This window comes from Pseudomonas deceptionensis (assembly GCF_900106095.1).
GTDB classification, from domain to species: domain Bacteria; phylum Pseudomonadota; class Gammaproteobacteria; order Pseudomonadales; family Pseudomonadaceae; genus Aquipseudomonas; species Aquipseudomonas deceptionensis.
Map to the genome: position 1 here is coordinate 1,321,425 of NZ_FNUD01000002.1, position 21,397 is coordinate 1,342,821.

The following is a 21,397-nucleotide window of genomic DNA, read 5'->3' on the forward strand; positions in this document are numbered from 1 at the left end:
AAGCTGCAAGTAATTCCCTCCAATAACAACTAAGGGTGAATACGATGGCTGACAACCGCGGTGTGGTGTACCTGGGCAATGGCCAGGTTGAAGTGCAAAGCATTCCTTTCCCGAAGATGCAGAACCCTCAAGGCAAGGCCATTCATCACGGCGTGATCTTGCGTGTGGTGTCGACCAATATCTGTGGTTCCGACCAGCATATGGTGCGCGGCCGTACCACGGCGCAAACCGGTCTGGTACTGGGGCATGAGATCACCGGCGAGGTGATCGAGGCCGGGCGCGATGTGGAACATCTGAAAGTCGGTGATCTGGTGTCGGTGCCGTTCAACGTGGCGTGCGGGCGTTGCCGCAGCTGCAAGGAGCAAAACACCGGTGTATGCCTGACCGTCAACCCGGCCCGTCCCGGCGGCGCATATGGTTACGTGGACATGGGCGACTGGGTCGGCGGTCAGGCTGAATATGTATTGGTGCCCTATGCCGATTTCAACCTGCTCAAGTTGCCGGACCGCGATGCCGCGATGGAAAAAATTCGCGACCTGACCTGCCTCTCCGACATTCTGCCCACCGGCTACCACGGCGCAGTGACTGCGGGCGTTGGCCCCGGCAGCACGGTGTATATCGCCGGCGCAGGCCCGGTCGGTCTGGCCGCAGCGGCATCGGCGCGCTTGCTGGGTGCGGCGGTGGTGATTGTCGGTGACGTGAACCCTATTCGCCTGGCCCATGCCAAGGCTCAGGGTTTTGAAATTGCTGACCTGTCCAAAGACACTCCGCTGCACGAACAAATCGCCGATTTGCTGGGCGAGCCGGAAGTGGATTGCGCGGTGGATGCGGTGGGTTTCGAAGCGCGCGGTCACGGCCATGACGGGGTCAAACACGAGGCTCCGGCCACCGTGCTCAACTCGTTGATGGGCGTGGTGCGGGTGGCAGGCAAAATCGGTATTCCGGGGTTGTACGTCACCGAAGATCCGGGTGCAGCCGATGCCGCCGCGAAAATGGGCAGCCTGAGCATTCGCTTTGGGCTGGGCTGGGCCAAATCCCACAGCTTCCACACTGGCCAGACCCCGGTAATGAAATACAACCGCCAACTGATGCAGGCCATCATGTGGGACCGGATCAAAATCGCTGACATCGTCGGCGTTGAAGTCATCAGCCTTGACGACGCGCCACGGGGTTATGGCGAGTTCGATGCCGGTGTACCGAAGAAATTTGTGATCGACCCGCACAAAATGTTCAGTTGAACATGACCTTGTAGCCGCTGCCGCAGGCTGCGATAAGGGCCGCAGGACCTTCAGTTTTCAGGGTCGCTGCGCAACCCATCGCAGCCTGCGGCAGCGGCTACGGGTTTTACAGTGCCGCCAGCGGCCCCTGATACAAAACGGGTCCGGTTGGCTGCCCGGTCGGCGACCCACCTTGCGGTTCAAGGCTCACGGCCAGTACCACCGAAGACCTGATCAATTGCTGCTGGCTTTGGCCAAGCGCCAGCCGGCCTCCACCTTCGTGGGGAATCAGCCCCAGAGACACCGGTTTTCCATCCGCCGGGATCGCCCACAACTCCAGACTACGCCCTGCCTCTACGCTGGCCAGTTCCAGCGGCTCAATGTTCAAGTAATCGGCGTGTGCTTCGATGCGCAGGCCAGGGTGTGCCGTGCCGCTGAGCAAGGTGGCGTTGTACTGAACGCTGTCGTGGTTGTAGAGCAGGCCCAGGGTCGCGGCGATGACCAATGCACACGCCGCCGCGCCGATACGCAGCCCGGTCCAGAACGGACGCTTTTCAGGCACGTGGAGCTTTTGCGGCTCGATGCGGGCGACGATGGCCTGCCACACATGTTCAGGCACCGGTTGCTCGGCCAGCGGTTCGGTCAGGCTGACCAGGCTGGCTTCCCATTCGGCCACTTCGGCACGCAGGGCTGCATCGTCCAGCATTAACGCTTCAAAGCGTCTGCGGGCGCTGGCTGGCATCAGGCCGATGGCGTAATCGGCGGCCAGCGCACGGCGCAGGCTGGGGGTTTGGTAGTTCATGATTCCAGGCACCTGCGCAGACGCTCCATGCCCCGACGAATCCACGATTTGACTGAGCCCAGGGGCGCAGCCAGTTGCTCTGCCAGCTCGCTGGCGCTGAGCCCGTGAAAATAGGCAATGGTGATGGACTGGCGCTGCTGGCGGTCGAGTAACTCCAGGCAATGGTTGAGGGCGCTGGCTTCGCGGGCGCTGTTCAACTGGTCGTGGGCGCTGGGGGTTTCGTCGGCCAGGGCATCCTGTTGCACATCGCTCAGAGGCTGCTCGCGGTATTTGCGCAGTTGGTCGATGGCCTGATGACGGGTGATAGTGACCATCCAGGTCATGGGCGCAGACAGGTGCGCCTGGTAGCGCACGGCGTTGTGCCAGATGCGCACAAAACTTTCCTGCACCACCTCTTCGGCCAGATCGCGACGGCCCATGCAGCGCAGTGCAACGCTGTGCAGATACGGAGCAACGTTGCGATACAGGCTTTCGAAAGCGCGTCTGTTGCCCAGTGCGCACTGGGCCAAAAGCTGCGTGAGGTGATCGGTGTCGGCGATGGTAATAACCGTTCTCCAGTCAGTCGTGGCGGTGGCATCGGCCCTGGTGCAGGCTGAGCGTAGTCCACGATACGCGGTTGTTCCATTCATGGCCGGTTCCTCGATGCCTGCACCGGTCGCACGCGGCGAACCGGTCAGGCAGGCTTGCCGTTATTGAGGCATCAGCACTTTGTCGATCACTTGAATCACTCCGTTGGACTGATTGACGTCGTAGGTGGTGATGTCGGCAACGTTGCCTTTTTCATCCTTGATAACGATGTTGTGCGGGCCGTTCATCATCACCCACAGCTTGCCGCCGCTGACGGTGCTGAGCTCAGCCTTGCCGCCACCGGCCTTGATGCGCTTGGCCAATTCCATCATGTCGAGTTTTCCGGGCACCACGTGGTAGGTGAGGATTTTGGTCAGAGTGGCTTTGTTTTCAGGTTTGAGCAGGGTGTCTACAGTGCCGGCAGGCAAGGCGGCGAAGGCGGAGTTGACCGGGGCAAACACGGTGAACGGGCCTTTGCCTTTAAGGGTGTCGACCAGGCCTGCGGCTTTAACGGCGGCCACCAGGGTGGTGTGATCGGCGGAGTTTACGGCGTTGTCGATGATGTCTTTGCTGGGCAGCATGCTTTGCCCGCCGACCATCACGCTGTCATGGTTCATGCCCATGTCAGCCGCGTGTACGGTATTGATGAGCGCACCGCCGGCAAGGGCCAGGGTCAGCAGGCTGGCAATCAACGGGGCTTTGATCGAAGTGCGTTTCATGGTGTGTGTCCTTGTCGGTTATCAGGCGGTCAGTAAGGTCTGTCCGTGCTTGATATACGCAGGCAAGGGGCAAGTGGATGCAGCGCGGTTGAACTATTTTTCAATTAAGATTGCGCACCCTTTGATCCAATGATGGCACTTGGGAACATCTGCCGGGATTTCGGGTCTTATTTTTTAGTTTGGCTGCTCCGCTGCGGGCAGCTTTTTGGTTTATCTGAGGTTGATGCGATGAAAAAGTTGAGCGGCGTAGCACTGGCAACATTGATGACTGTGGCGGCGAGCCCGGTGTTTGCAGGTTTCAGCATGAGCGATGTGGCGGGTATCGCCGCTCAGGTGCAGGGCGGCAACGGCAATGGCGCGAGCACGGACAAGTCGATGCAGGCGGCGGGTCTGTTGAGCGAGCTGACCAAGTTGAACGTCAAGCCTGAACAGGCTGCGGGCGGTGTGGGCGCGATGTTGAGCCTGGCCAAGAACCAGCTGGCGCCGACGGACTACTCGGCACTGACCGATAAAGTCCCGGGCATCAACAAACTGTCTGGCGCAGGCGCTCTGGGTCAGTTGAGCCAGCTGGGTGGCTTGCTGGGCAAGTCCGATGGCGTCAGCTCGGCTGCCACCAGTGCGGTCAGCAACGTGTCTAACACCGCACAACTGGACGACGCGTTCAAAGCCCTGGGCATGGACAGCGGCATGATTGGCCAATTCGCACCGATCATTCTTCAGTACCTGGGTGGTCAGGGCGTAGGCACTTCGCTGCTGGGCAAACTGGGCAGTGCCTGGGGCGTCTAAGGATTAACCGCGCTCGGCACGCAAGGTGCCGATGCGCTGGTCTTTCTTGATCCAGAGCGGGTTGACCCGGCTCTGGACATGCTCACGAAATACCGGATCGTTTTCGTAATCGCCCTGCCACAACGGCATCCAGTTGTTCACCCATCGCTGTCAGCACAAACGCTGCGCCGTCCGTCTCGAGCTTGAGCGGTCGAACCAAATCCGGCCTGAGTGTCTAACCTGCACGTTCAACACGTTCAAAAGGAAACTGCCTCCATGAAGTCTGTTCTAGCCTTGCTGTCCCTGTTGGCGTTGCCGGTGATGGCCGCCGAGCCGACCCTTTACGGGCGTTACGAATACATCAAATTGCCGGAAATCGGCGAGACCCTGCAGGCCAAGATGGACACCGGGGCCCTGACCGCGTCGTTGTCGGCCAGGAATATCCAGACCTTCACCCGCGATGGTGATGAGTGGGTGCGTTTCCAGCTCGCCACCAAGGGCGCGAGCAACAAGGTGTACGAGCACAAAGTGGCGCGCATCAGCAAAATCAAAAGCCGCGCGGATGAAGACGACGAAAAAGACACCCCCGAAAGCGCCAAGCGCCCGGTGGTCGATCTGGAAATGTGCCTGGGCAACGTCAAGCGCACGGTAGAGGTCAACCTCACCGACCGCAGCAGCTTCAACTACCCGCTGCTGATCGGCGCCAAGGCCTTGCGTGAGTTTGGTGCAGCAGTGAACCCGGCGCGTCGCTATACGGCGGACAAGCCGGATTGCTGATAACACGGGCCCTCGGCACGACTACAGATTTGTCCTATTGCGCTTCGTAGCAGTTGACGAGTGGAACGAGGCTGCGTCCGAGCGTGCAGCGGTCGAGAATGCTCCGTACGAGGTTAACCTGATGCCCCGTGGAAGCTGAATTCACGACTGCTACGCAGCCGAACGCAGCCTCGCAGAGCTCGTCAGCGGCTACGCAACCTTCTCCTTACTTGACCGGGTTAGCTCAGCGCTTGAGCAAACCGCGCACACTGATCCACACCGGGATTCCCAGCCCGATCCAGCTCAGCACGTCCCAGGCGCCATCCCCCAGTAGTGCGCTGAACAAGCCCGTCGTGCTGACGAGACCGATCGCCAGCGGGATGGAGAACACCTTCCAGAAGTTCGACTGACGCGGTTTCATTGAGCGCACTCCTTGGCCGCGCGTCGCCTCACCCACCACAGGTACAGGCCGCTGCCGAGCACCACAATGGTCAGCAAGTCGAGGGCCGCCCACAGGATTTTCATCGGCATGCCGCCGTAGTCGCCAAAGTGCAGCGGCTGGGACATACCCATGGCATCCATGTACCACGGGCGTTCGCCCACGGCGGTGACCTTGAGGGTGGTGGCGTCGATCAGTACCGGCGTCAGCAGGTGCGCAGTCAGGTGGGTCCCGCCTTTCATGAAGACCGCGTAATGGTGCTCGCTGGAGAACCGGGTGCCGGGGAAGGCAATAAAGTCCGGGCGCATGCCGGGGGCTGCTTCGCCAGCGATGTCCAGCAGGCGATCGGCGGGGGCCAGGTGCGTCAGCGGCGGAGCACCCCGGTAGGGCTCGGTCATGGCGCTGAGGCTGTCAGTGCGCCAGGCGGCGATGATCAGGTCGGCGCAGGCGCTGATCACACCGGTCACGCCCACCACCAGGGCCCAGGTCAGGGTCACGACGCCAATCAGGTTGTGCAGGTCGAGCCAGCGCAGGCGCGTGGACTTGTCGGTGCGCACGGTTGCGAATTCGTGGCGGCGCATAAACGGCAGGTACAGCACCGCGCCGGAGATGATCGCCAGCACAAACAACAACCCCATGAAGGCCAGCAGCAGCTTGCCGGGCAGCCCGGCAAACATGTCCACGTGCAGGCGCAGTATGACCATCATGATTCCGCCGTTGGCTGACGGCAGCTCCAGTGCTTCGCCGGTGCGCGCATCGAGCATAAAGGTGTGGGACGAATTGGGCTCGGTGCCTGCGGTGGCGGCCATGATCGCGATGATCGCGTTGGGTTCGTCGTCTTCACTGCCAAAGTACTGCATCACCTCATTGGGACGATGAGCCTGGGCGGCGCTGACCAGTTGTTGCAGATTGAGGCGCGGCGTATCGGCGGGCATCTCCTGAAGCTCGGGGCTGTTACCCAGCAGATGATCGATTTCATGGTGAAAAATCAGCGGCAGGCCGGTCAGCGCGAGCATCAGCAAAAACGCGGTGCAAATCAGACTGGTCCAGGTGTGGATAAAGGACCAGCGGCGGATGGTTTTGCTTTTCATGAAGCTCCATAACGTCTCTGTGGGAGCGAGCCTGCTCGCGAAAGCATCTCCCCCGGTTTGTCAGGTACACCGAGTTGTTTGCATCGCGAGCAGGCTCGCTCCCACGGGGGACATTTCAACAGAGTGGTTTAGAACTCCAGCTGCGCCGAAAATTGCACGGTGCGCGGGTCGCCAATGTAATGGCTGTTGAGCCAATATTCTTTGTTGGCCAGGTTGCTGACGTTCATGCGCAAGGTCAGATCGTTTTCCGAAATCTTCATGCGGTAACGCGCACCGGCATCGAAGGTGGTGAACGACGGCAGTTGGTAGTCGTTGGCGACGTCGGTGTATTGCTTGCCGGTGTAGAACGCGCCACCAGTCAGCGCAAGGCCGGGGACGGTATTGATGTCATATTCGGCGTAGACCTTGGCCAGTTGTTTGGCCACATCCACCGGGGCGTTGCCATCGTTGGCCTTGGAGTCGGCGTCCTTGACCTTCGGATCAAGCAGGGTAAAACCGCCTACCACCGTCAACTCTGGTGTGACCTTGCCGGTTACGCTGAACTCCAGTCCGTTGTTCACCTGCTTGCCGCTTTCGGTGTAGGTCATCGTTTCGTTGAGGAAACCGTTAGGCTTTTCGATGTTGAACAAGGCCAGGGTAAAGAGTGTTTCGCCCACGGTGGCCTTGGCGCCTACTTCGTATTGCTTGCTGACTTGGGGCGCAAATATTTCGCCTGCGTTGATTGCGTTCCAAGGAGCCGTTCCACCTGCTTGTAGCCCTTCAATGTAAGTGGCATAGGTGGTCAGCCAAGGCACAGGTTTGTAGATAAGCGATACGCTGGGCGAAGTTTTGCTCTCGTCGTAGCGGGTTTTCTTCTCAGGCGTGGAGTAGATGAAGTCATTGGCGTAAGACTTGATCTGGGTGCGGGTCACGCCGAGGATGCTCGACCATTGATCGTTGAACGTGATGACATCGCCGATCAGGAAGTTGTTGGTTTCGGAGGTGCTCGCCAGCCGCTGATTGCCATTGCCGATCGAGTAGCTGGGTTTGCCGACTTGCTCACTGCTGCCAAACGGCAAGGCGCCGCCGCCCACGTCGACGTATTGCGGAGGTGAGCTGGGAACATGGTCTTCGTATTGACGAATTCGCGAGTTATTACCCTGATAGCCCAAGGTCATCTTGTGGCCAATAGAACCTGTCGCAAAGGCGGCATCCAGGAACAGGTAGGCGGAGTTCTCGACATGTTCAATCGGCGCGAAGGCGTACAGCGGCTGGGTGTAAACCCCGGGGCTGGAGACTGTCGGGCCGGTGTAGGTGTTTTCTTCGGTGAACTTTTGGGTGGCAAAAGCCCCGCGCAGGGTGAAGGTGTCGTTCAGGCGCCACTTGGCCCGGACACCGCCCTTGTCGGTTTCGTTATCCGAAAACGACCATTTTTGGCTGTACAGCTTGTTGTTGTCGAGCTGCGAAGCCCGTGGACGCAGAGCTTGGTCACCAAAGTACCAATAGCTGGTTAGCCCACGTATCTGGGTTTTCTTGTGCGATGCGTCGAATTGGATTTGCAGGTCGTCGCTGACGTTCCAGTCCACGGCGAGGCTGATCAGCTCGCGGCGACGCTTCTGCATGTCGATGGCGGTTTCGCCGTCTTGAGTCAGCAAGTTCAGGCGATAGGCGAATTTGCCTTCATCGTCGATTTTGCCGCCGAAGTCGCCGTGCAAGTAATAGTTCTCACCACCGGCATTGCCCAGGGTCACGCTGCGATAGTTTTCGTAGGTTGGGCGTTTAAGCACGTAGTTGGCCAAGCCGCCGGGTGAGGCGGGGCCATACAAAAAACCGGTAAGGCCGGTGATAACTTCCAGTTGTTCGGTTTCTTCCAGGTAGTTGCCCGCATCGGCGAGGGTGGAAAAACGCAAACCGTCGTTGGCAATGTTCAGGTTGCCTGCGCCACTGAAGCCGCGAATGTTCACTGCGCTGGCATAGCCCGCACCGGTGGGGGAAAACATCTGAGTGAACGGGTTGCGCTTGAACACGTCGTCCAGTGAGGTGGCCTGCATGTTTTTGAGCAGGGCCTGGGAGGTGACGCTCATGGAGTACGGCGTGTCTTGCAGCTTCATCCCGCCCAGAGCGCCGACGTTGCTGAGGTTTTCGCTGACGTAACCGGCCGCTTCCGAGCCTTCTGCCACCGCACTGGCGTTGATGTTCACGTCGCCCAGGGTCAAGGCACCTTCAACCACGGGCACCAGGGTGTAACTGCCGCTGCCGCTCTGTTGCAACTGCAACCCACTCCCCCGCAACGCTTCGCGCAGTGCCGTTGTGGCTTCGAGCTGGCCGTTGACCGGCGCCGATGTTTTGCCCGCCAGCAGGGACGAGTTGATGGCCAGGGTGATGCCGGCCTGGCTGGCAATCTGGTTCAGGGTGGCCGCCAAAGGTCCGGATGGCAGGTTGTAGCTGCGCGCAGACGATGCCTGCTCGGCCGCGATCAGCAGGGTGCTGGTCAGCGGGGCGCTGAGGGCAATGGCGACGGCTAACAGGCTGGGGCGCAAAAACGTGTCGAGGGTGCGGGACATTCGGCGGGTTCCTGAATGGAAATGTTTCTCAATGCCTATCTGCCGGATGAGATATGAAAAGTGATAGGGCTGATTGAAAATAATTTAGATTCAGTTCGCCAAAGGCTTGGGGCTGACAGTGACCCACCACGGTGTGCGCTGCTGGATCTGTACCGGCAAGGTCGGTATCAGGGCATTGAGCGCCAGTTCGATGTTGTTCAGCGGGAAACTGCCGGTGATGCGCAGGTCGGCCACTTCGGGGTCTACGCCCAGGTGTCCCCGTTGGTAGCGATTGAGTTCGCTGACCATGTCGGCCAGGCGCACGTTGTCGAGTACCAGCATGCCGCGTGTCCAGGCGTCGGCCCCGGGGCTGACGGCCAGCATCTGGCCAAGCCGGTCGCGGTGCATCAGCACTTGCTGGCCTTCGTTGTACACGGTCAGCTCGACGCTGTTTTCAGGGTGCGCTTCGACCCGCGATTGCAGCACGCTCAGGCGCGTGCCGTCGTCTTCGCGCTTGACCATGAACCGTGTGCCCAATGCCCGCAGGCTGCCATCGCGGGTTTGTACGATAAACGGTCGGGGATCGCCATGGCCGGTCTCAACCATGATTTCGCCTTCTTGCAGGATGATTCGCCGGGTCGTGTCATCAAACCGCACATCGACTGCGCTGTGGGTATTGAGGTTTAGCAGCGTGCCATCCGCCAGTCGCAACTGGCGCTGTTCACCGGTGGCGGTGCGTTGGTCGGCCATCCAGTAATCGACCGGCAGGTAATTTTTGCCGGCAAACAACGCCAGCCCGCACGCCAGAGCGACACTGGCCAGGCCGCTGCCGATTTTGCGCACCCGTTCCTGCACGCCGGTGCGGGCTTTGAGCAAGGCATTACGTGCCGGGACGCTGGCGGTGCTGAATCGGTGGTCGAGCATGCCCAGTTGCAGCCAGGCGCGGGCGTGTTCGTCGTTGGCGCTGTACCACTTGGTGAATTCGGCCTGCTCCACGGCGCTGCCATTGCCGCAATCCAGGCACAGCTGCCATGCGATGGCGGCGTCCAGCACCTGGGCCGAGACCGGTTTCGAGCTGACCGGCTTCATGTCGGCTCGCCATACAGCGCGATGTAGCACTGGCGGATGCCCTGGGCCAGGTACTGGCGCACGCGGGGCACCGATACGCCCAGGCGCTCGGCGATGTCAGCGTGGGTCAGGCCGTCGATGCGGCTATAGAGGAAGGCTGCGCGGGACTTGCTGGACAGCTTGCCCAGCAGGCGGTCGATGGCCTTGAGGTCTTCGAGGATCAGTTGCTGTTCTTCGGGCGAGGGTTGCTCGGCCTCGGGGATCAGCATCAGTTCGTTGAGCCAGGCCTGCTCCAGTGCGGCGCGGCGAAAGTAGTCAAATAGCAGCCCTTTGGCGATGGCCGCCAAAAAGGCTCGGGGCTCGCGGGGGGCTTGCAGTTCGGTGCGGCCCAGAAGGCGCAAAAAGGTGTCCTGGCTCAGGTCTTCAGCCCGCTGCGGGCAGGCCACGTTGCGCCGCAACCACGACAGCAGCCAGCCGCGATGGTCGCGATAAAGCGCTCCAACCAGCTCACTGTGTGGGTTTTGGACTGACGACAAAGACTTCACCAACTGCAAGTTTTAACTAACGATAATTATTCGCGATTGTGTCAGAGGGAATGGTCCTACGCAATTGACGCTCATCGGATGGAGGCAAAGAGCCTGTAGCCGCTGCCGGAGGCTGCGATAAGGGCCGCAGGACCTTCGCTCTTTGAAAGGCATGACCCCTTCGGGCTCAATCGCAGCCTGCGGCAGCGGCTACAGGGCGTGTGTCATTTAAAAACTGTGCACCTGCTTGCGCCGCTGCCACTGGTTCAACCGTTGTTGCAGGGTCTGTGGGCTGTCGATGCCCTGGGCGCGGGCGCGGCTGAACAGGATCAACGCCAGTTCGGCAGTGGCCAGGGCGTCGGCGCTGGCGTTGTGGCGGTCTTCGATCTGGAGGCTGAAGTGGTTGATCCACTGGTCCAGCCCGGCGTCCCGCCAATTGACCTGCGGGCAAAGCATCGGGGCCAGTGCGGCTACATCCAGGAACGGGTGTTGCAGACGGTAGCCCAGGCTTTCTTTAAGGGCGCGGGTAAGCATGTGCTGGTCAAACGGCGCATGGAACGCCAGCAGAGGGCTGTCACCAACAAAGGCCATGAAATCGAGCAGGGCATCTGCCGGATCGCTGCCCGCGGCAATGGCGGCGGGCCCCAGCCCATGCAGCAGCACGCTGGGGTTGAGGGGGGCGTCCGGGCGCAGAAAGGTGCGTTCAAACGCCTGGCCCAAGTCGATCGCGCCATCTTCAATCACCACCGCGCCAATCGACAGCACTTGATCGCGGTTGAGGTTCAGGCCGCTGGTTTCCAGGTCAACCACGACCCAGCGCTGCTTGCGCAGTGTGGTGTCGCTCAACCCCGATGCGGGCGGCAGTTGCAGCAGGTGTTGTTGCTGCTCAGGGCTCAGCACCGGTTTTTTGCGCGGCAACAACCATGACAGCAGGCTCATAGCTGATACCGCAGGGCCAGGCTGCTTTGCAGGCGCTGGGCCTGGCGCAGGGCTTCACGCAAGATGCGCCGGTCCAGCTGGTTCAGGCTGTCCGGGTCGACTCGGTTGGAGTACGGACGGTTTTCCCGGGTCTGCAGTTGGTGCTGCTGCATGCGGGTCTGCTGGATAAAGTGGTAGGCCTCTTCATACGCGGCGCCGTCCAGCGGCTCGATCACTTCGAGGGCGACCAGTTGGCGCAGGCGCTCAAGCGTGTTGTTGGCTTCGACCCCGTTGGCCAGCGCCAGCAAGCGGGCACCGTCAACGAAAGGCGTAAGGCCCTGGACCTTGAGGTCGAGGGTGGCTTTGTCACTGCCTTTGCGCTCCAGCACAAACTCACGGAAACGCCCCACGGGCGGGCGATGGCGCAATGCGTTGTCGGCCATCATGCGCTGGAACAGACGGTTGTCGGCCACCTGTTCAAGGATGCCGCGACGCAGTTGCGCGCACCCCTGCTCATCGCCCCAGACCACGCGCAGGTCGAAATAGATGCTCGATGCCAACAGGTTTTCGGGTGAGGTCTCACGAATAAAGGCGGCAAAACGGCGCGCCCATTCGGTACGTGACAGGCACAGGTCGGGGTTGCCGGCCATGATGTTGCCCTTGCACAGGGTGAAACCGCAGGCTGCCAGGTGATGGTTGATCTGTTGTGCGATGGGCAGCAGGCGCTGGCGAATCTCCGCTGCCTGGGTGGCGTCCTTGGCTTCGAACAGGATGCCGTTGTCCTGGTCGGTATGCAGGGTTTGCTCGCGTCGCCCTTCGCTGCCAAAACACAGCCAGGTGAACGGCACACCCGGGTCGCCCTTGTCGGCCAGTACCAGCTCGATCACCCGGCATACGGTGTGGTCGTTGAGTTGGGTGATGATGTGGGTGATTTGTGTGGAGGACGCGCCATGGGCCAGCATGCGCTCTACCAGTTGCCCGATTTCGCCGCGCAGGTTGATCAGGGTGTCCAGCCGTGGCGCGTGGCGGATGGTGCGCGCCAAATGGACCAGATCGACCCGCTGCAGGGAAAACAGGTCTCGTTCTGACACCACGCCGCACAGGCGCTGATCCTTGACCAGGCAGACGTGTGCAATGTGCCGCTCGGTCATGGCGATGGCCGCGTCGAAGGCGCTGTGATCGGGGCTCAGGTAAAACGGCTCGGGGGTCATGTGCAGCTCGATGGCCTGGGAGAAATCCTCAATGCCATTGGCCACCACCTGGCGCAGGTCGCGCAGGGTAAAGATCCCCAGCGGGGCCTTGTGGTCGTCGACAACGACGATGCTGCCCACTTGCTGTTCATGCATCAGGCTTACGGCTTCGCGCAGTGCGGTGCTCGGTGCGCAGGTCACGGGGTGACGCATGGCCAGTTCACCCAGACGCGTATTGAGCGAATACTGGGTGCCCAGGGTTTCAGCGGCTTTTTGCTGGACCTGTTGATTGACCTTGTCGAGCAGGCTGCTGACGCCACGCAAGGCAAAGTCGCGGAATTCATCGGACAGGGCAAAAAGTTTGATGAACGCGGATTTGTTCAGTTGCAGGCAAAACGTATCTTCAGCAGCTCGGTGTTCGGTGCGGGTGGCGCGCTCGCCCAGTAACGCGGCAAGGGGGAAGCACTCGCCGGCAGTGATCTCGAAGGTGGTCTGCGCGGCCTCGCGGCCGGTGTGGGTACGTTCGCCCACCACACGGCCCTGCTTGACGATATAGAAGTGCTCCACCGGCCCGTCCGTCGGTCGGATGATGCTTTCGCCCGGGGCATAGAAGCGCAGTTGGCACTGCTCGACCAGGTAAGCCAGGTGAGTGTTTTCCATTTGGTTGAAGGGCGGGAATCGCTGCAAAAACTGCATGGTGCCGTGAATGTTCTGCAGCACCGCGGTTTTCCCTGCCTGGAGAAACGCATCCGATTTGCTCATTGCTGTTACCGCGTTGTTGGTTGTGAACCGTTGTTGTTATGACCGGACAGGGCAGGGCCCCATGGCGTATTTCTATCCCTCATGCTCGGCGGTCTGCGCGCGGGTGCCCATTGGACGTAAGTCTATGGGGCCGCGCTCTATTGATGCTTTCTAAAAGCCGGATATGATTTTTGTACAATGTTGTACGGCAAGGCTTGGAAATAGATGCGCCACCGTGCACATTGGCGCACGGTGGGAATAACGGAGTACACCGGTGGGAAATTTCACCTACATGGATGTATTTGAGAAACGTATGACTGAACATGACATTTTGACCGACGCCGAGCGCGCGGCCCTACAAGAGGTGATGCAGACGTCTGAATCGTCCTCGCCCTGTGTGTTGATTGTTGATGACGATCCATTGGCCCGTGATCTGTTGGCCGAGTTTTTGGAACTGAACGCAATCGAATGCCTGAAGGCGTGTGATGAAGCGCAGGCGTTGGCGCTTCTGGCGTCAGGCAAGCCGATTCACCTGATGCTCACCGACCTGCGCATGCAGCCCCACGATGGCTTGCACCTGATCCGCAAAGTGCGCGAATCAGAGCGGGCGGCCTTGCCGGTGATCATCATGTCGGGGGATGCGAGTGTGCGTGATGCCATCGATGCGATGCACCTGAGTGTGGTGGACTTTCTGCTTAAACCGATCGATACCGACAAGTTGCTGACGCTGATCCGCAAGGAGTTGAATATCTAGCCAGTTTGCCGCTGGCAGATACAAAAAAGCCCCGGAAACCGGGGCTTTTTGTTAGTTACCGTTTGGCGTTATTCACAGGCCATTTTTGGCCTTGAATTCACGACGACGACGGTGCAGCACAGGCTCGGTGTAGCCGTTAGGCTGCCGGGTGCCTTCGATCACCAGTTCGACCGCCGCCTGGAAGGCGATGTTGCTGTCGAAGTCTGGCGCCAATGGACGGTACAGCGCGTCGTTGGCGTTCTGGCGGTCGACCACCGGCGCCATGCGCTTGAGGCTTTCCATGACCTGGGTTTCGCTGACGATGCCGTGACGCATCCAGTTGGCGATGTGCTGGCTGGAGATACGCAGCGTGGCACGGTCTTCCATCAGGCCGATGTCGTTGATATCCGGAACCTTCGAACAACCCACGCCCTGGTCGATCCAGCGCACGACGTAACCCAGAATGCCCTGGGAGTTGTTGTCCAGTTCGTTCTGGATCTGCTCCGGCGTCCACTGCGGGTTAACGGCCAGCGGGATGGTCAGGATGTCGTCGACCGAGGCCGGGGCGCGCTTGGCCAGTTCGGCCTGACGGGCGAACACGTCAACCTTGTGGTAATGCAGTGCGTGCAACGCAGCGGCAGTCGGCGATGGCACCCAGGCGGTGTTGGCACCGGCCAGCGGGTGAGCGATTTTCTGCTCCAGCATGGCGGCCATCAGGTCGGGCATGGCCCACATGCCTTTACCGATTTGCGCACGGCCTTGCAGGCCGGTGCTCAATCCGACATCAACGTTGTTGTTTTCGTAGGCCGAAATCCACTTCTCGGCTTTCATGTCCGCCTTGCGCACCATCGGCCCGGCTTCCATCGAGGTGTGAATCTCGTCGCCCGTGCGGTCCAGGAAGCCCGTGTTGATAAACACCACACGCTCGCTGGCGGCCTTGATGCACGCCTTGAGGTTGATCGTGGTGCGGCGCTCTTCGTCCATGATCCCGACTTTGAGCGTATTGCGTGGCAGCTTGAGCACGTCTTCGATGCGGCCGAACAGCTCGTTGGTGAACGCGGCTTCTTCAGCGCCATGCATCTTCGGTTTGACGATGTAGACCGAGCCCGTGCGGCTGTTGCTGCGCGTTGCCTTGCCGTTAAGGCTGTGGATCGCGGCCAGGCTGGTCAGCAGGCCGTCGAGAATGCCTTCAGGCACCTCATTGCCGTCTTTGTCCAGGATCGCGTCGATGGTCATCAAGTGGCCAACGTTACGCACGAACAGCAGCGAACGGCCGTGCAGGCTGACGGTGCCGCCGTTTGGCGCGGTGTACTCGCGATCCGGGTTCATGGTGCGGGTGAAGGTCTCACCGCCCTTGGACACCTGTTCGCTGAGGTCACCCTTCATCAGGCCGAGCCAGTTGCGGTAGATCACCACTTTGTCGTCAGCATCGACGGCAGCAACCGAGTCTTCGCAGTCCATGATGGTGGTCAGGGCCGCTTCCATCAGCACGTCTTTGACGCCTGCTGCGTCGGTCTGGCCAACCGGGCTTGCGGCGTCGACCTGGATTTCGAAATGCAGGCCGTTGTGCTTGAGCAGCACGGCGGTCGGTGCAGCGGCTGATCCGTGGTAGCCGATCAGTTGCGCGGTGTCGCGCAGGCCGGTGCTGGCGCCACCCTTGAGGGTGACCTGCAAGGCGCCGCCAACGATGGCGTAGCCGGTTGAATCAACGTGAGTCCCGCTGACCAGAGGTGCAGCTTCGTCGAGAAAGGCGCGGGCGAAGGCAATGACCTTGTCGCCACGGACCTTGTTGTAGCCTTTGCCCTTGGCGGCGCCATCGGCTTCGCTGATGGCATCGGTGCCGTACAACGCGTCATACAGCGAGCCCCAGCGGGCGTTCGAGGCGTTGAGGGCAAAGCGCGCATTCATCACCGGCACCACCAATTGGGGGCCTGCCATGCGGGCGATTTCGTCATCGACGTTTTGCGTCGTTGCCTGGAAATCTGCGGCTTCTGGCTGCAGATACCCGATGTCCTGGAGGAAGGCTTTATAAGCCACGGCGTCATGGGCCTTGCCGGCCTGAGCCTGGTGCCAGGCGTCGATCCGCGCCTGCAAATCATCGCGTTTGGCGAGCAGTGCTTTGTTCTTGGGTGCCAGGTCATTGATGACCTTGTCGGCACCGGCCCAGAACTGATCGGCGGTGAGGCCGGTACCGGGGATAGCTTCGTTGTTTACGAAGTCGAACAGGACTTTGGCGACCTGCAGGCCACCGACGTGAACGTGTTCAGTCATTGCTTGCCTCACTCATTTTTATTTAAAGCCTGGAGCGCTTCTTAAAACACCGCGTGGCTCATGCTGGCGGGGTTGTGCGGGGTGTAGCAGACGCCTTGGCGGACCATGTTGCAAATTATGTAGTGGTCGCTGAGGCATACTACATGATCAATTGCAGATGTGAAAATCAGACTAATCACGTCGTTCTGCGACCATTTTTACGCTATCGGTCACGCAGAAGAACCAGATGTTCTCAAGAAACATGCAGGTTGTTCCAGATAATTCTAAAAACAGTACACAATTTGTTTCTGTAGCCGCGGCCGCAAGCTGCGATAAGGACCACAGGGCCTTTAAACCGCAGGGCTGCTTCGCAACCCATCGCAGCCTTCGGCAGCGGCTACAGGTATTGCATAGCGGCCTATACTCACCCGACCCCCCTAATAAGAGAGACCCCCGCCATGAACCATCTTGTGATAACGGTCTTTGCCCAGGACAAGGCCGGGCAGGTCGAGCGCATTGCTCAGTGCATCGCCGAGCATGGCGGTAATTGGCTGGAGAGTCGAATGTCGCGGATGGCAGGGCAATTTGCCGGGATTCTGCGCGTAGGCGTGCCTGCCGAAGCCCATGATGAGCTGGTCGATGCGCTGCACAGTCTGGCCAAAGAAGGGATTCGGGTATTGATTGCCGAAAGCGGCATCGAGCAATCCTGCACCTGGAAGCCCATCGCCATGGAACTGGTGGGCAACGACCGCCCCGGCATTGTGCGCGACATTACCCGGGTACTGACGGAGCAGGGGGTGAACCTGGAGCGGCTGGTGACCGATGTGCGGCCCGCGCCGATGAGCAACGAGCCGCTGTTTCATGCCGAGGCGATTTTGGCAGTGCCCCTGACCTTGTCTCTGGATGTACTGCAGAAGCGCCTGGAAACCCTGGCGGATGAACTGGTGGTTGATCTTAAGTTCAGCACCGAGGAGTAGGGTTCAGCCGCGCTGGCGCATGCTGAACCAGGCATCGAGGCTGTACACCACCAGGCCGGCCCAGATAAACGCAAAGGCGAGCAGGGTACTTTCGGACAGGTGCTCGCCATACACCGATATCGCCAGAATCAACACCAGCGTCGGTGCGATGTACTGCATAAAGCCCAAGGTGGTGTAGGGCAAATGCCGTGCAGCGGCGTTGAAACACACCAGCGGTATCAGCGTGGCCGGGCCTGCGGCCACCAGTAACCAGGCTTGCGAGGTGCTCCAGAATGCCGCATGGGCACTGTTGGCTTCGGGATGCATCAGCAACCAGCCAATGGCGACCGGCACCAGAATCCAGGTTTCGACTACCAGCCCCGGCAACGCCTTGACCGGCGCCTGTTTGCGGATCAGTCCGTAAAAACCAAAGCTGAGCGCCAGGACCAGCGAGACCCACGGCAGGCTGCCGACTTGCCACACCTGTTGCGCCACGCCGGCGGCGGCCAGGCCCACGGCAATCCACTGCAGGCGGCGCAGGCGTTCGCCCAGCAACAACATACCGAGCAGCACGTTCACCAGCGGGTTGATGTAGTAACCCAGGCTGGCTTCGAGCATGCGGTCGTTGTTCACCGCCCACACGTAGGTCAGCCAGTTGACGGCGATCAGCAGGCCGCTGATGGTCAGCACGCCAATCCGTTTTGGGTTGTCGCGCAGCTCTTGCCACCAGCCGGGGTGCTTCCACACGAGCAGTAACAGCGAACCGAACAACGCGGACCAGAGCACCCGGTTCACGATGATTTCAGCGGCCGGGACGCTGGCCAGCAGTTTGAAGTAGAGCGGGAAGATGCCCCAGATGACATAGGCGGTGAGGCCTAAAATATACCCGCGACGCGGGTTGGCGGCTTGCATGCAGAGTCCTTGCTTAGGCAACTAACGGGTACAGAAGAGACCGAGAGTGTAAGCAGGTTTTGCAGATGTGTCGTGTTTTGCGGTGGTTCGCGCAAATGTTTTGTAGCCGCTGCCGAAGGCTGCGATGGGCTGCGCAGCAGCCCTTGGGTTTTGAAGGGCCTGCGGTCCTTATCGCAGCCTTCGGCAGCGGCTACAGGGTGGGGTCAGAACAGTTTCAGCGGTTCCTCATTGAGGGCCGACAGTTGTTCGCGCAACGCCAGTACCTGGTCGCCCCAATACCGCTCGCTGCCGAACCACGGGAAGCTGTGGGGGAAGGCCGGGTCGTCCCAGCGGCGGGCCAGCCAGGCGCTGTAGTGCATCAGGCGCAAGGCGCGCAGCGGCTCAATCAACGCCAGCTCACGGGGGTTGAAGTCATGGAACTCGCTGTAGCCGTCCATCAGTTCAGACAACTGGCCCAGGCATTCCTGGCGGTCACCGGCCAGCATCATCCACAAGTCCTGCACGGCAGGGCCCATGCGGCAGTCGTCGAGGTCGACGATGTGGAACACTTCGTCGCGGCACATCATGTTGCCGGGGTGGCAATCGCCGTGCATGCGGATGTTGGTGTGCGGGGTGGCGGCATACACGTCTTCAACGCGCTTGAGCAGGTCGCGGGCAACTGACTCGTAGGCCGGGAGCAGGCTGCGCGGAATGAAGTTGCCTTCAAGCAGGGTGGTCAGCGAATCGTGACCGAAGTTTTTCACGCCCAGTGCTTCGCGATGCTCGAACGGCTTGGTCGCGCCCACGGCGTGCAGGCGGCCGAGCAGTTGCCCGAGGCGGTACAGCTGGTCGAGATTGCCCGGCTCCGGTGCTCGGCCACCACGGCGTGGGAACAGGGTGAAGCGAAAGCCTGCGTGTTCGAACAGGCTTTCACCGTTGTGAATCATGGGTGCGACCACCGGGACATCAAGCTCGGCCAGTTCGAAGGTGAAACGGTGTTCTTCGAGGATGGCTTCGTTGGTCCAGCGCTGTGGCCGGTAGAATTTGGCGATCAGCGGTTCCGAGTCTTCGATACCGACCTGGTACACGCGATTTTCGTAGCTGTTGAGCGCTAGCACGCGGGCATCGCTCAGGAAACCGATGCTCTCGACGGCGTCGAGCACCAGATCAGGGGTAAGTGTTGCAAACGGATGAGACATGCTGACTCCTGCGCGCAGCAGGCTGCCGCGTCCGGCCATGCATGTTAACGCAGACCGGGTGGCTGAGGGCGATTGAATAGGGTACGCGCTAGGCGCCGACGATGCCGCCGTCTTCGCGGCTGATGGCCACGACCGAGGAGCGCGGCTTGGCGTTGGGCTGGTTCTCGGGGAAGGTGGACCCGCCGTTTTCACCCGGGTGCTGAATGCCGACAAACAGGGTTTTGTGGTCAGGCGAGAAGCTGATGCCGGTGACTTCGCAGCCAACCGGGCCGACCATGAAACGACGGATTTCACCGCTGGCCGGGTCGGCGCAGAGCATCTGGTTATTGCCCATGCCGGCAAAGTCGCCGGCGTTGCTGTAATCGCCGTCGGTCAGGATCCACAGGCGTCCGGCGTCGTCGAACCCCATGCCGTCCGGGCTGTTGAACATGTTCTGTGGCGTGATGTTGGCCGAGCCGCCCTTGGGTTGGCTGGCGTGAACCGTCGGGTTGCCGGCCACCACAAACAGGTCCCAGTCGAAGGTGTCTGCGCCATGATCACCGTTGCGGGTTTTCCAGCGCAGGATTTGCCCGTAGACGTTTTTCTCGCGGGGGTTGGGGCCGCCGACCGGTTGCCCGTCTTCGCCGCGCTTGGCGTTGTTGGTCAAGGTGCAATAGACCTGGCCGTCCTTGGGGCTGACCACGATCCATTCCGGGCGGTCCATGCGGGTGGCGCCGACGACGCTGGCGGCCATTCGTGCGTGGATCAACACTTCGGCCTGGCTGGCAAACCCGTTGCCGGTATCAACGCCGTTTTTGCCATGGGTCAGTTCAATCCACTGGCCGTGCCCCTTGGGACGATCAGGGTTACTGTCGCCACCGTCAAAGCGCGCCACATAGAGCGTGCCGTGGTCCAGCAGGTCGCGATTGGCCTTGGGGTTCTGGTGGTTGATCTTGTCGCGGCTGATGAACTTGTAGATAAACTCGCCGCGCTCATCGTCGCCCATATAGACCACGGCATGGCCGTCGCCGGTTTCGGCCAAGGCGGCGTTTTCGTGTTTGAAACGGCCCAGTGCGGTGCGTTTTACCGGTGTTGAAAGCGGGTCGAACGGGTCGATTTCCACTACCCAGCCGTGGCGGTTGAGTTCGTTGGGATTGACCGCCAGGTCGAAGCGCGGGTCGTGCTGGTGCCAGTTGATCTCTTTGCTGGCGCCGACGGCGCCATAGCGTTTTTGCGCGGCGTCGAAGGTCTGCTTGGGATCAGAGCTGCCGAAGCAATCGGTGAAGTTCTCTTCGCAGGTCAGGTAGGTGCCCCACGGGGTCTTGCCGTTTGCGCAGTTCTGGAAGGTGCCCAGCGCGCGGGTACCGCTGCTGTCGGCCTGGGTGCGCAGCAAGGCGTGCCCGGCTGCGGGCCCGCTGAGGCGAATCGGCGTGTTGGCGTGGATGCGCCGGTTGAAGGGTGAGCCCTGCACGAACTGCCAGCCGTCACCTTTGCGCTGGATCTCGATCACTGACACGCCTTCAGTGGCCTGGGCCTTGTGCACCTCTTGCGCAGAGGCCGGCGAGCCGCCATGGGGGTAAAGGTAGCGATAGTTGGTGTATTCGTTGTTGATCGCCATCAGGGCGCGGTTCGGATCATCTGCGAAGGCGAACAGGCTCATGCCGTCATTGTTGTCGCCAAACTGCACTTCCTGGGCGCTGGCGGTGCCGTTGCCGGAAGGGTCAAACGCCGGGCCGCCGGTTTGCAGCGGCTGGCCCCAGCTGATGAGCACCGAGGAACGGTAGCCGGGCGGCAGGGTGATGGTGTCGGCAGTGGCCGCGCTGATGCTGTCGAAGCCCAGCAACGTGCTGTTGGCGTTCATCACGCCGGTGGCCAGGGCGCTGCGACTCAGCAGGCCGCCGCCCAGAAACATCGCTGCACCGCACAAGGCGCCAGCACTGATAAAACCACGTCGACTGAGGCCTATGATCTGCTCAAGGTCGGTGGGCTGGTTTTCTTCTAATAGGCTCATGGCGGGCTCTGCTCAGGACGGTTTTGGCAGTCACCATAAGCAGCGGGTATGACAGTGAT

At 60.7% G+C, this 21,397-nt stretch carries 19 protein-coding genes and 1 pseudogene; 5 read left to right on the forward strand and 15 right to left on the reverse strand.

All coding sequences use genetic code 11. The annotated features are described in order from the left end of the window. Nucleotides 1-44: 44 nt before the first annotated feature. Nucleotides 45-1,238, forward strand: coding sequence for a formaldehyde dehydrogenase, glutathione-independent (gene fdhA, locus BLW11_RS05930; RefSeq protein ID WP_048361169.1), 1,194 nt, complete (start codon nt 45-47; stop codon nt 1,236-1,238). 106 nt (nt 1,239-1,344) lie between these two features. Here the strand turns inward: fdhA and BLW11_RS05935 are convergent, their stop codons facing one another. The 3 genes from BLW11_RS05935 to BLW11_RS05945 are packed head-to-tail and all read right to left on the reverse strand — an operon-like array spanning nt 1,345 to nt 3,305. After that, nucleotides 1,345-2,019 (reverse strand): anti-sigma factor, encoded by a 675-nt coding sequence (locus BLW11_RS05935; protein WP_048361168.1) that lies wholly within the window; start codon nt 2,017-2,019, stop codon nt 1,345-1,347. Further along, nucleotides 2,016-2,648, reverse strand: a complete 633-nt coding sequence (locus tag BLW11_RS05940) for a sigma-70 family RNA polymerase sigma factor (RefSeq protein WP_048361167.1) — start codon at nt 2,646-2,648, stop codon at nt 2,016-2,018. The genes BLW11_RS05935 and BLW11_RS05940 overlap by 4 nt, the downstream gene beginning before the upstream one ends. A 60-nt stretch (nt 2,649-2,708) precedes the next feature. Beyond that, a complete protein-coding gene (locus BLW11_RS05945) occupies nt 2,709-3,305 on the reverse strand; it encodes a fasciclin domain-containing protein (protein WP_048361166.1) in 597 nt (198 codons plus the stop codon). Between the two features lie 228 nt (nt 3,306-3,533). On the opposite strand from BLW11_RS05945, the gene BLW11_RS05950 reads away from it, so the two are divergent. Then, complete coding sequence (locus BLW11_RS05950; protein WP_048361165.1) at nt 3,534-4,091, forward strand: DUF2780 domain-containing protein; 558 nt, start codon at nt 3,534-3,536, stop codon at nt 4,089-4,091. 3 nt (nt 4,092-4,094) lie between these two features. On the opposite strand, the pseudogene BLW11_RS23625 reads toward BLW11_RS05950, so the two are convergent. Further along, nucleotides 4,095-4,214 (reverse strand): annotated as a pseudogene (locus tag BLW11_RS23625) (acyltransferase); the annotation flags it as partial. 132 nt (nt 4,215-4,346) lie between these two features. On the opposite strand from BLW11_RS23625, the gene rloA2 reads away from it, so the two are divergent. Continuing rightward, entirely contained in the window at nt 4,347-4,847 is a 501-nt protein-coding gene (gene rloA2, locus BLW11_RS05955; RefSeq protein ID WP_048361164.1) for a retropepsin-like aspartic peptidase RloA2, read from the forward strand. A gap of 223 nt (nt 4,848-5,070) precedes the next feature. On the opposite strand, the gene BLW11_RS23970 is transcribed toward rloA2, so the two are convergent. The 7 genes from BLW11_RS23970 to BLW11_RS05985 all read right to left on the reverse strand — a co-directional run bounded on the left by BLW11_RS23970 (nt 5,071) and on the right by BLW11_RS05985 (nt 13,340). Then, on the reverse strand, nt 5,071-5,247 hold the full coding sequence (locus BLW11_RS23970; protein WP_088500161.1) for a hypothetical protein: 177 nt from the start codon (nt 5,245-5,247) through the stop codon (nt 5,071-5,073). Next, nucleotides 5,244-6,356: a PepSY-associated TM helix domain-containing protein gene (locus tag BLW11_RS05960; protein WP_048361163.1), complete on the reverse strand. Its 1,113-nt coding sequence runs from the start codon at nt 6,354-6,356 to the stop codon at nt 5,244-5,246. The genes BLW11_RS23970 and BLW11_RS05960 overlap by 4 nt, the downstream gene beginning before the upstream one ends. A 128-nt stretch (nt 6,357-6,484) precedes the next feature. Beyond that, complete coding sequence (locus tag BLW11_RS05965; protein WP_048361162.1) at nt 6,485-8,899, reverse strand: TonB-dependent receptor; 2,415 nt, start codon at nt 8,897-8,899, stop codon at nt 6,485-6,487. Nucleotides 8,900-8,989: 90 nt separating this feature from the next. Beyond that, nucleotides 8,990-9,967: a FecR domain-containing protein gene (locus tag BLW11_RS05970; RefSeq protein ID WP_048361161.1), complete on the reverse strand. Its 978-nt coding sequence runs from the start codon at nt 9,965-9,967 to the stop codon at nt 8,990-8,992. Beyond that, nucleotides 9,964-10,482: an RNA polymerase sigma factor gene (locus tag BLW11_RS05975; RefSeq protein WP_048361160.1), complete on the reverse strand. Its 519-nt coding sequence runs from the start codon at nt 10,480-10,482 to the stop codon at nt 9,964-9,966. The genes BLW11_RS05970 and BLW11_RS05975 overlap by 4 nt, the downstream gene beginning before the upstream one ends. A 216-nt stretch (nt 10,483-10,698) precedes the next feature. Further along, nucleotides 10,699-11,409 (reverse strand): 3'-5' exonuclease, encoded by a 711-nt coding sequence (locus BLW11_RS05980; protein ID WP_048361159.1) that lies wholly within the window; start codon nt 11,407-11,409, stop codon nt 10,699-10,701. Further along, nucleotides 11,406-13,340, reverse strand: a complete 1,935-nt coding sequence (locus BLW11_RS05985) for a putative nucleotidyltransferase substrate binding domain-containing protein (protein WP_048361158.1) — start codon at nt 13,338-13,340, stop codon at nt 11,406-11,408. Before BLW11_RS05985 ends, BLW11_RS05980 begins: the two co-directional genes overlap by 4 nt. Before the next feature lie 292 nt (nt 13,341-13,632). Here BLW11_RS05985 and BLW11_RS05990 point away from each other — a divergent pair, with 292 nt between their 5' ends. Next, a complete protein-coding gene (locus BLW11_RS05990) occupies nt 13,633-14,073 on the forward strand; it encodes a response regulator (RefSeq protein WP_048361465.1) in 441 nt (146 codons plus the stop codon). A gap of 72 nt (nt 14,074-14,145) precedes the next feature. On the opposite strand, the gene BLW11_RS05995 is transcribed toward BLW11_RS05990, so the two are convergent. Next, the gene (locus BLW11_RS05995) at nt 14,146-16,323 is read right to left on the reverse strand and encodes a malate synthase G (RefSeq protein WP_048361157.1); all 2,178 of its coding nucleotides are present in this window, start codon (nt 16,321-16,323) and stop codon (nt 14,146-14,148) included. Between the two features lie 437 nt (nt 16,324-16,760). On the opposite strand from BLW11_RS05995, the gene BLW11_RS06000 reads away from it, so the two are divergent. Beyond that, nucleotides 16,761-17,279, forward strand: coding sequence for a glycine cleavage system transcriptional repressor (locus tag BLW11_RS06000; RefSeq protein ID WP_048361156.1), 519 nt, complete (start codon nt 16,761-16,763; stop codon nt 17,277-17,279). A 3-nt stretch (nt 17,280-17,282) separates the two neighbouring features. On the opposite strand, the gene rarD is transcribed toward BLW11_RS06000, so the two are convergent. From rarD to BLW11_RS06015, 3 genes are all read right to left on the reverse strand, one after another. Next, nucleotides 17,283-18,170, reverse strand: coding sequence for an EamA family transporter RarD (gene rarD, locus BLW11_RS06005; protein WP_048361155.1), 888 nt, complete (start codon nt 18,168-18,170; stop codon nt 17,283-17,285). 203 nt (nt 18,171-18,373) lie between these two features. Further along, nucleotides 18,374-19,348 carry a serine/threonine protein kinase gene (locus BLW11_RS06010; RefSeq protein ID WP_048361154.1) on the reverse strand — a complete coding sequence of 325 codons (975 nt, stop codon included), beginning with the start codon at nt 19,346-19,348 and terminating at the stop codon, nt 18,374-18,376. Nucleotides 19,349-19,436: 88 nt separating this feature from the next. Further along, nucleotides 19,437-21,338: a PhoX family protein gene (locus BLW11_RS06015; protein ID WP_048361153.1), complete on the reverse strand. Its 1,902-nt coding sequence runs from the start codon at nt 21,336-21,338 to the stop codon at nt 19,437-19,439. Nucleotides 21,339-21,397: the final 59 nt, after the last annotated feature.

Excerpts from the sequence above, each read along its gene's own strand:
- BLW11_RS05980 (WP_048361159.1), bottom strand. The coding sequence starts at position 11,409 with ATGAGCCTGCTGTCATGGTTGTTGCCGCGCAAAAAACCGGTGCTGAGC.
- BLW11_RS05950 (WP_048361165.1), top strand. The coding sequence starts at position 3,534 with ATGAAAAAGTTGAGCGGCGTAGCACTGGCAACATTGATGACTGTGGCG.
- BLW11_RS05935 (WP_048361168.1), bottom strand. The coding sequence starts at position 2,019 with ATGAACTACCAAACCCCCAGCCTGCGCCGTGCGCTGGCCGCCGATTAC.
- BLW11_RS05940 (WP_048361167.1), bottom strand. The coding sequence starts at position 2,648 with ATGAATGGAACAACCGCGTATCGTGGACTACGCTCAGCCTGCACCAGG.
- BLW11_RS06015 (WP_048361153.1), bottom strand. The coding sequence starts at position 21,338 with ATGAGCCTATTAGAAGAAAACCAGCCCACCGACCTTGAGCAGATCATA.
- rloA2 (WP_048361164.1), top strand. The coding sequence starts at position 4,347 with ATGAAGTCTGTTCTAGCCTTGCTGTCCCTGTTGGCGTTGCCGGTGATG.
- BLW11_RS05960 (WP_048361163.1), bottom strand. The coding sequence starts at position 6,356 with ATGAAAAGCAAAACCATCCGCCGCTGGTCCTTTATCCACACCTGGACC.
- BLW11_RS05995 (WP_048361157.1), bottom strand. The coding sequence starts at position 16,323 with ATGACTGAACACGTTCACGTCGGTGGCCTGCAGGTCGCCAAAGTCCTG.
- BLW11_RS05990 (WP_048361465.1), top strand. The coding sequence starts at position 13,633 with ATGACTGAACATGACATTTTGACCGACGCCGAGCGCGCGGCCCTACAA.
- BLW11_RS06010 (WP_048361154.1), bottom strand. The coding sequence starts at position 19,348 with ATGTCTCATCCGTTTGCAACACTTACCCCTGATCTGGTGCTCGACGCC.
- BLW11_RS05945 (WP_048361166.1), bottom strand. The coding sequence starts at position 3,305 with ATGAAACGCACTTCGATCAAAGCCCCGTTGATTGCCAGCCTGCTGACC.
- fdhA (WP_048361169.1), top strand. The coding sequence starts at position 45 with ATGGCTGACAACCGCGGTGTGGTGTACCTGGGCAATGGCCAGGTTGAA.
- BLW11_RS06000 (WP_048361156.1), top strand. The coding sequence starts at position 16,761 with ATGAACCATCTTGTGATAACGGTCTTTGCCCAGGACAAGGCCGGGCAG.
- BLW11_RS05965 (WP_048361162.1), bottom strand. The coding sequence starts at position 8,899 with ATGTCCCGCACCCTCGACACGTTTTTGCGCCCCAGCCTGTTAGCCGTC.
- BLW11_RS23970 (WP_088500161.1), bottom strand. The coding sequence starts at position 5,247 with ATGAAACCGCGTCAGTCGAACTTCTGGAAGGTGTTCTCCATCCCGCTG.
- BLW11_RS05985 (WP_048361158.1), bottom strand. The coding sequence starts at position 13,340 with ATGAGCAAATCGGATGCGTTTCTCCAGGCAGGGAAAACCGCGGTGCTG.
- BLW11_RS05970 (WP_048361161.1), bottom strand. The coding sequence starts at position 9,967 with ATGAAGCCGGTCAGCTCGAAACCGGTCTCGGCCCAGGTGCTGGACGCC.
- rarD (WP_048361155.1), bottom strand. The coding sequence starts at position 18,170 with ATGCAAGCCGCCAACCCGCGTCGCGGGTATATTTTAGGCCTCACCGCC.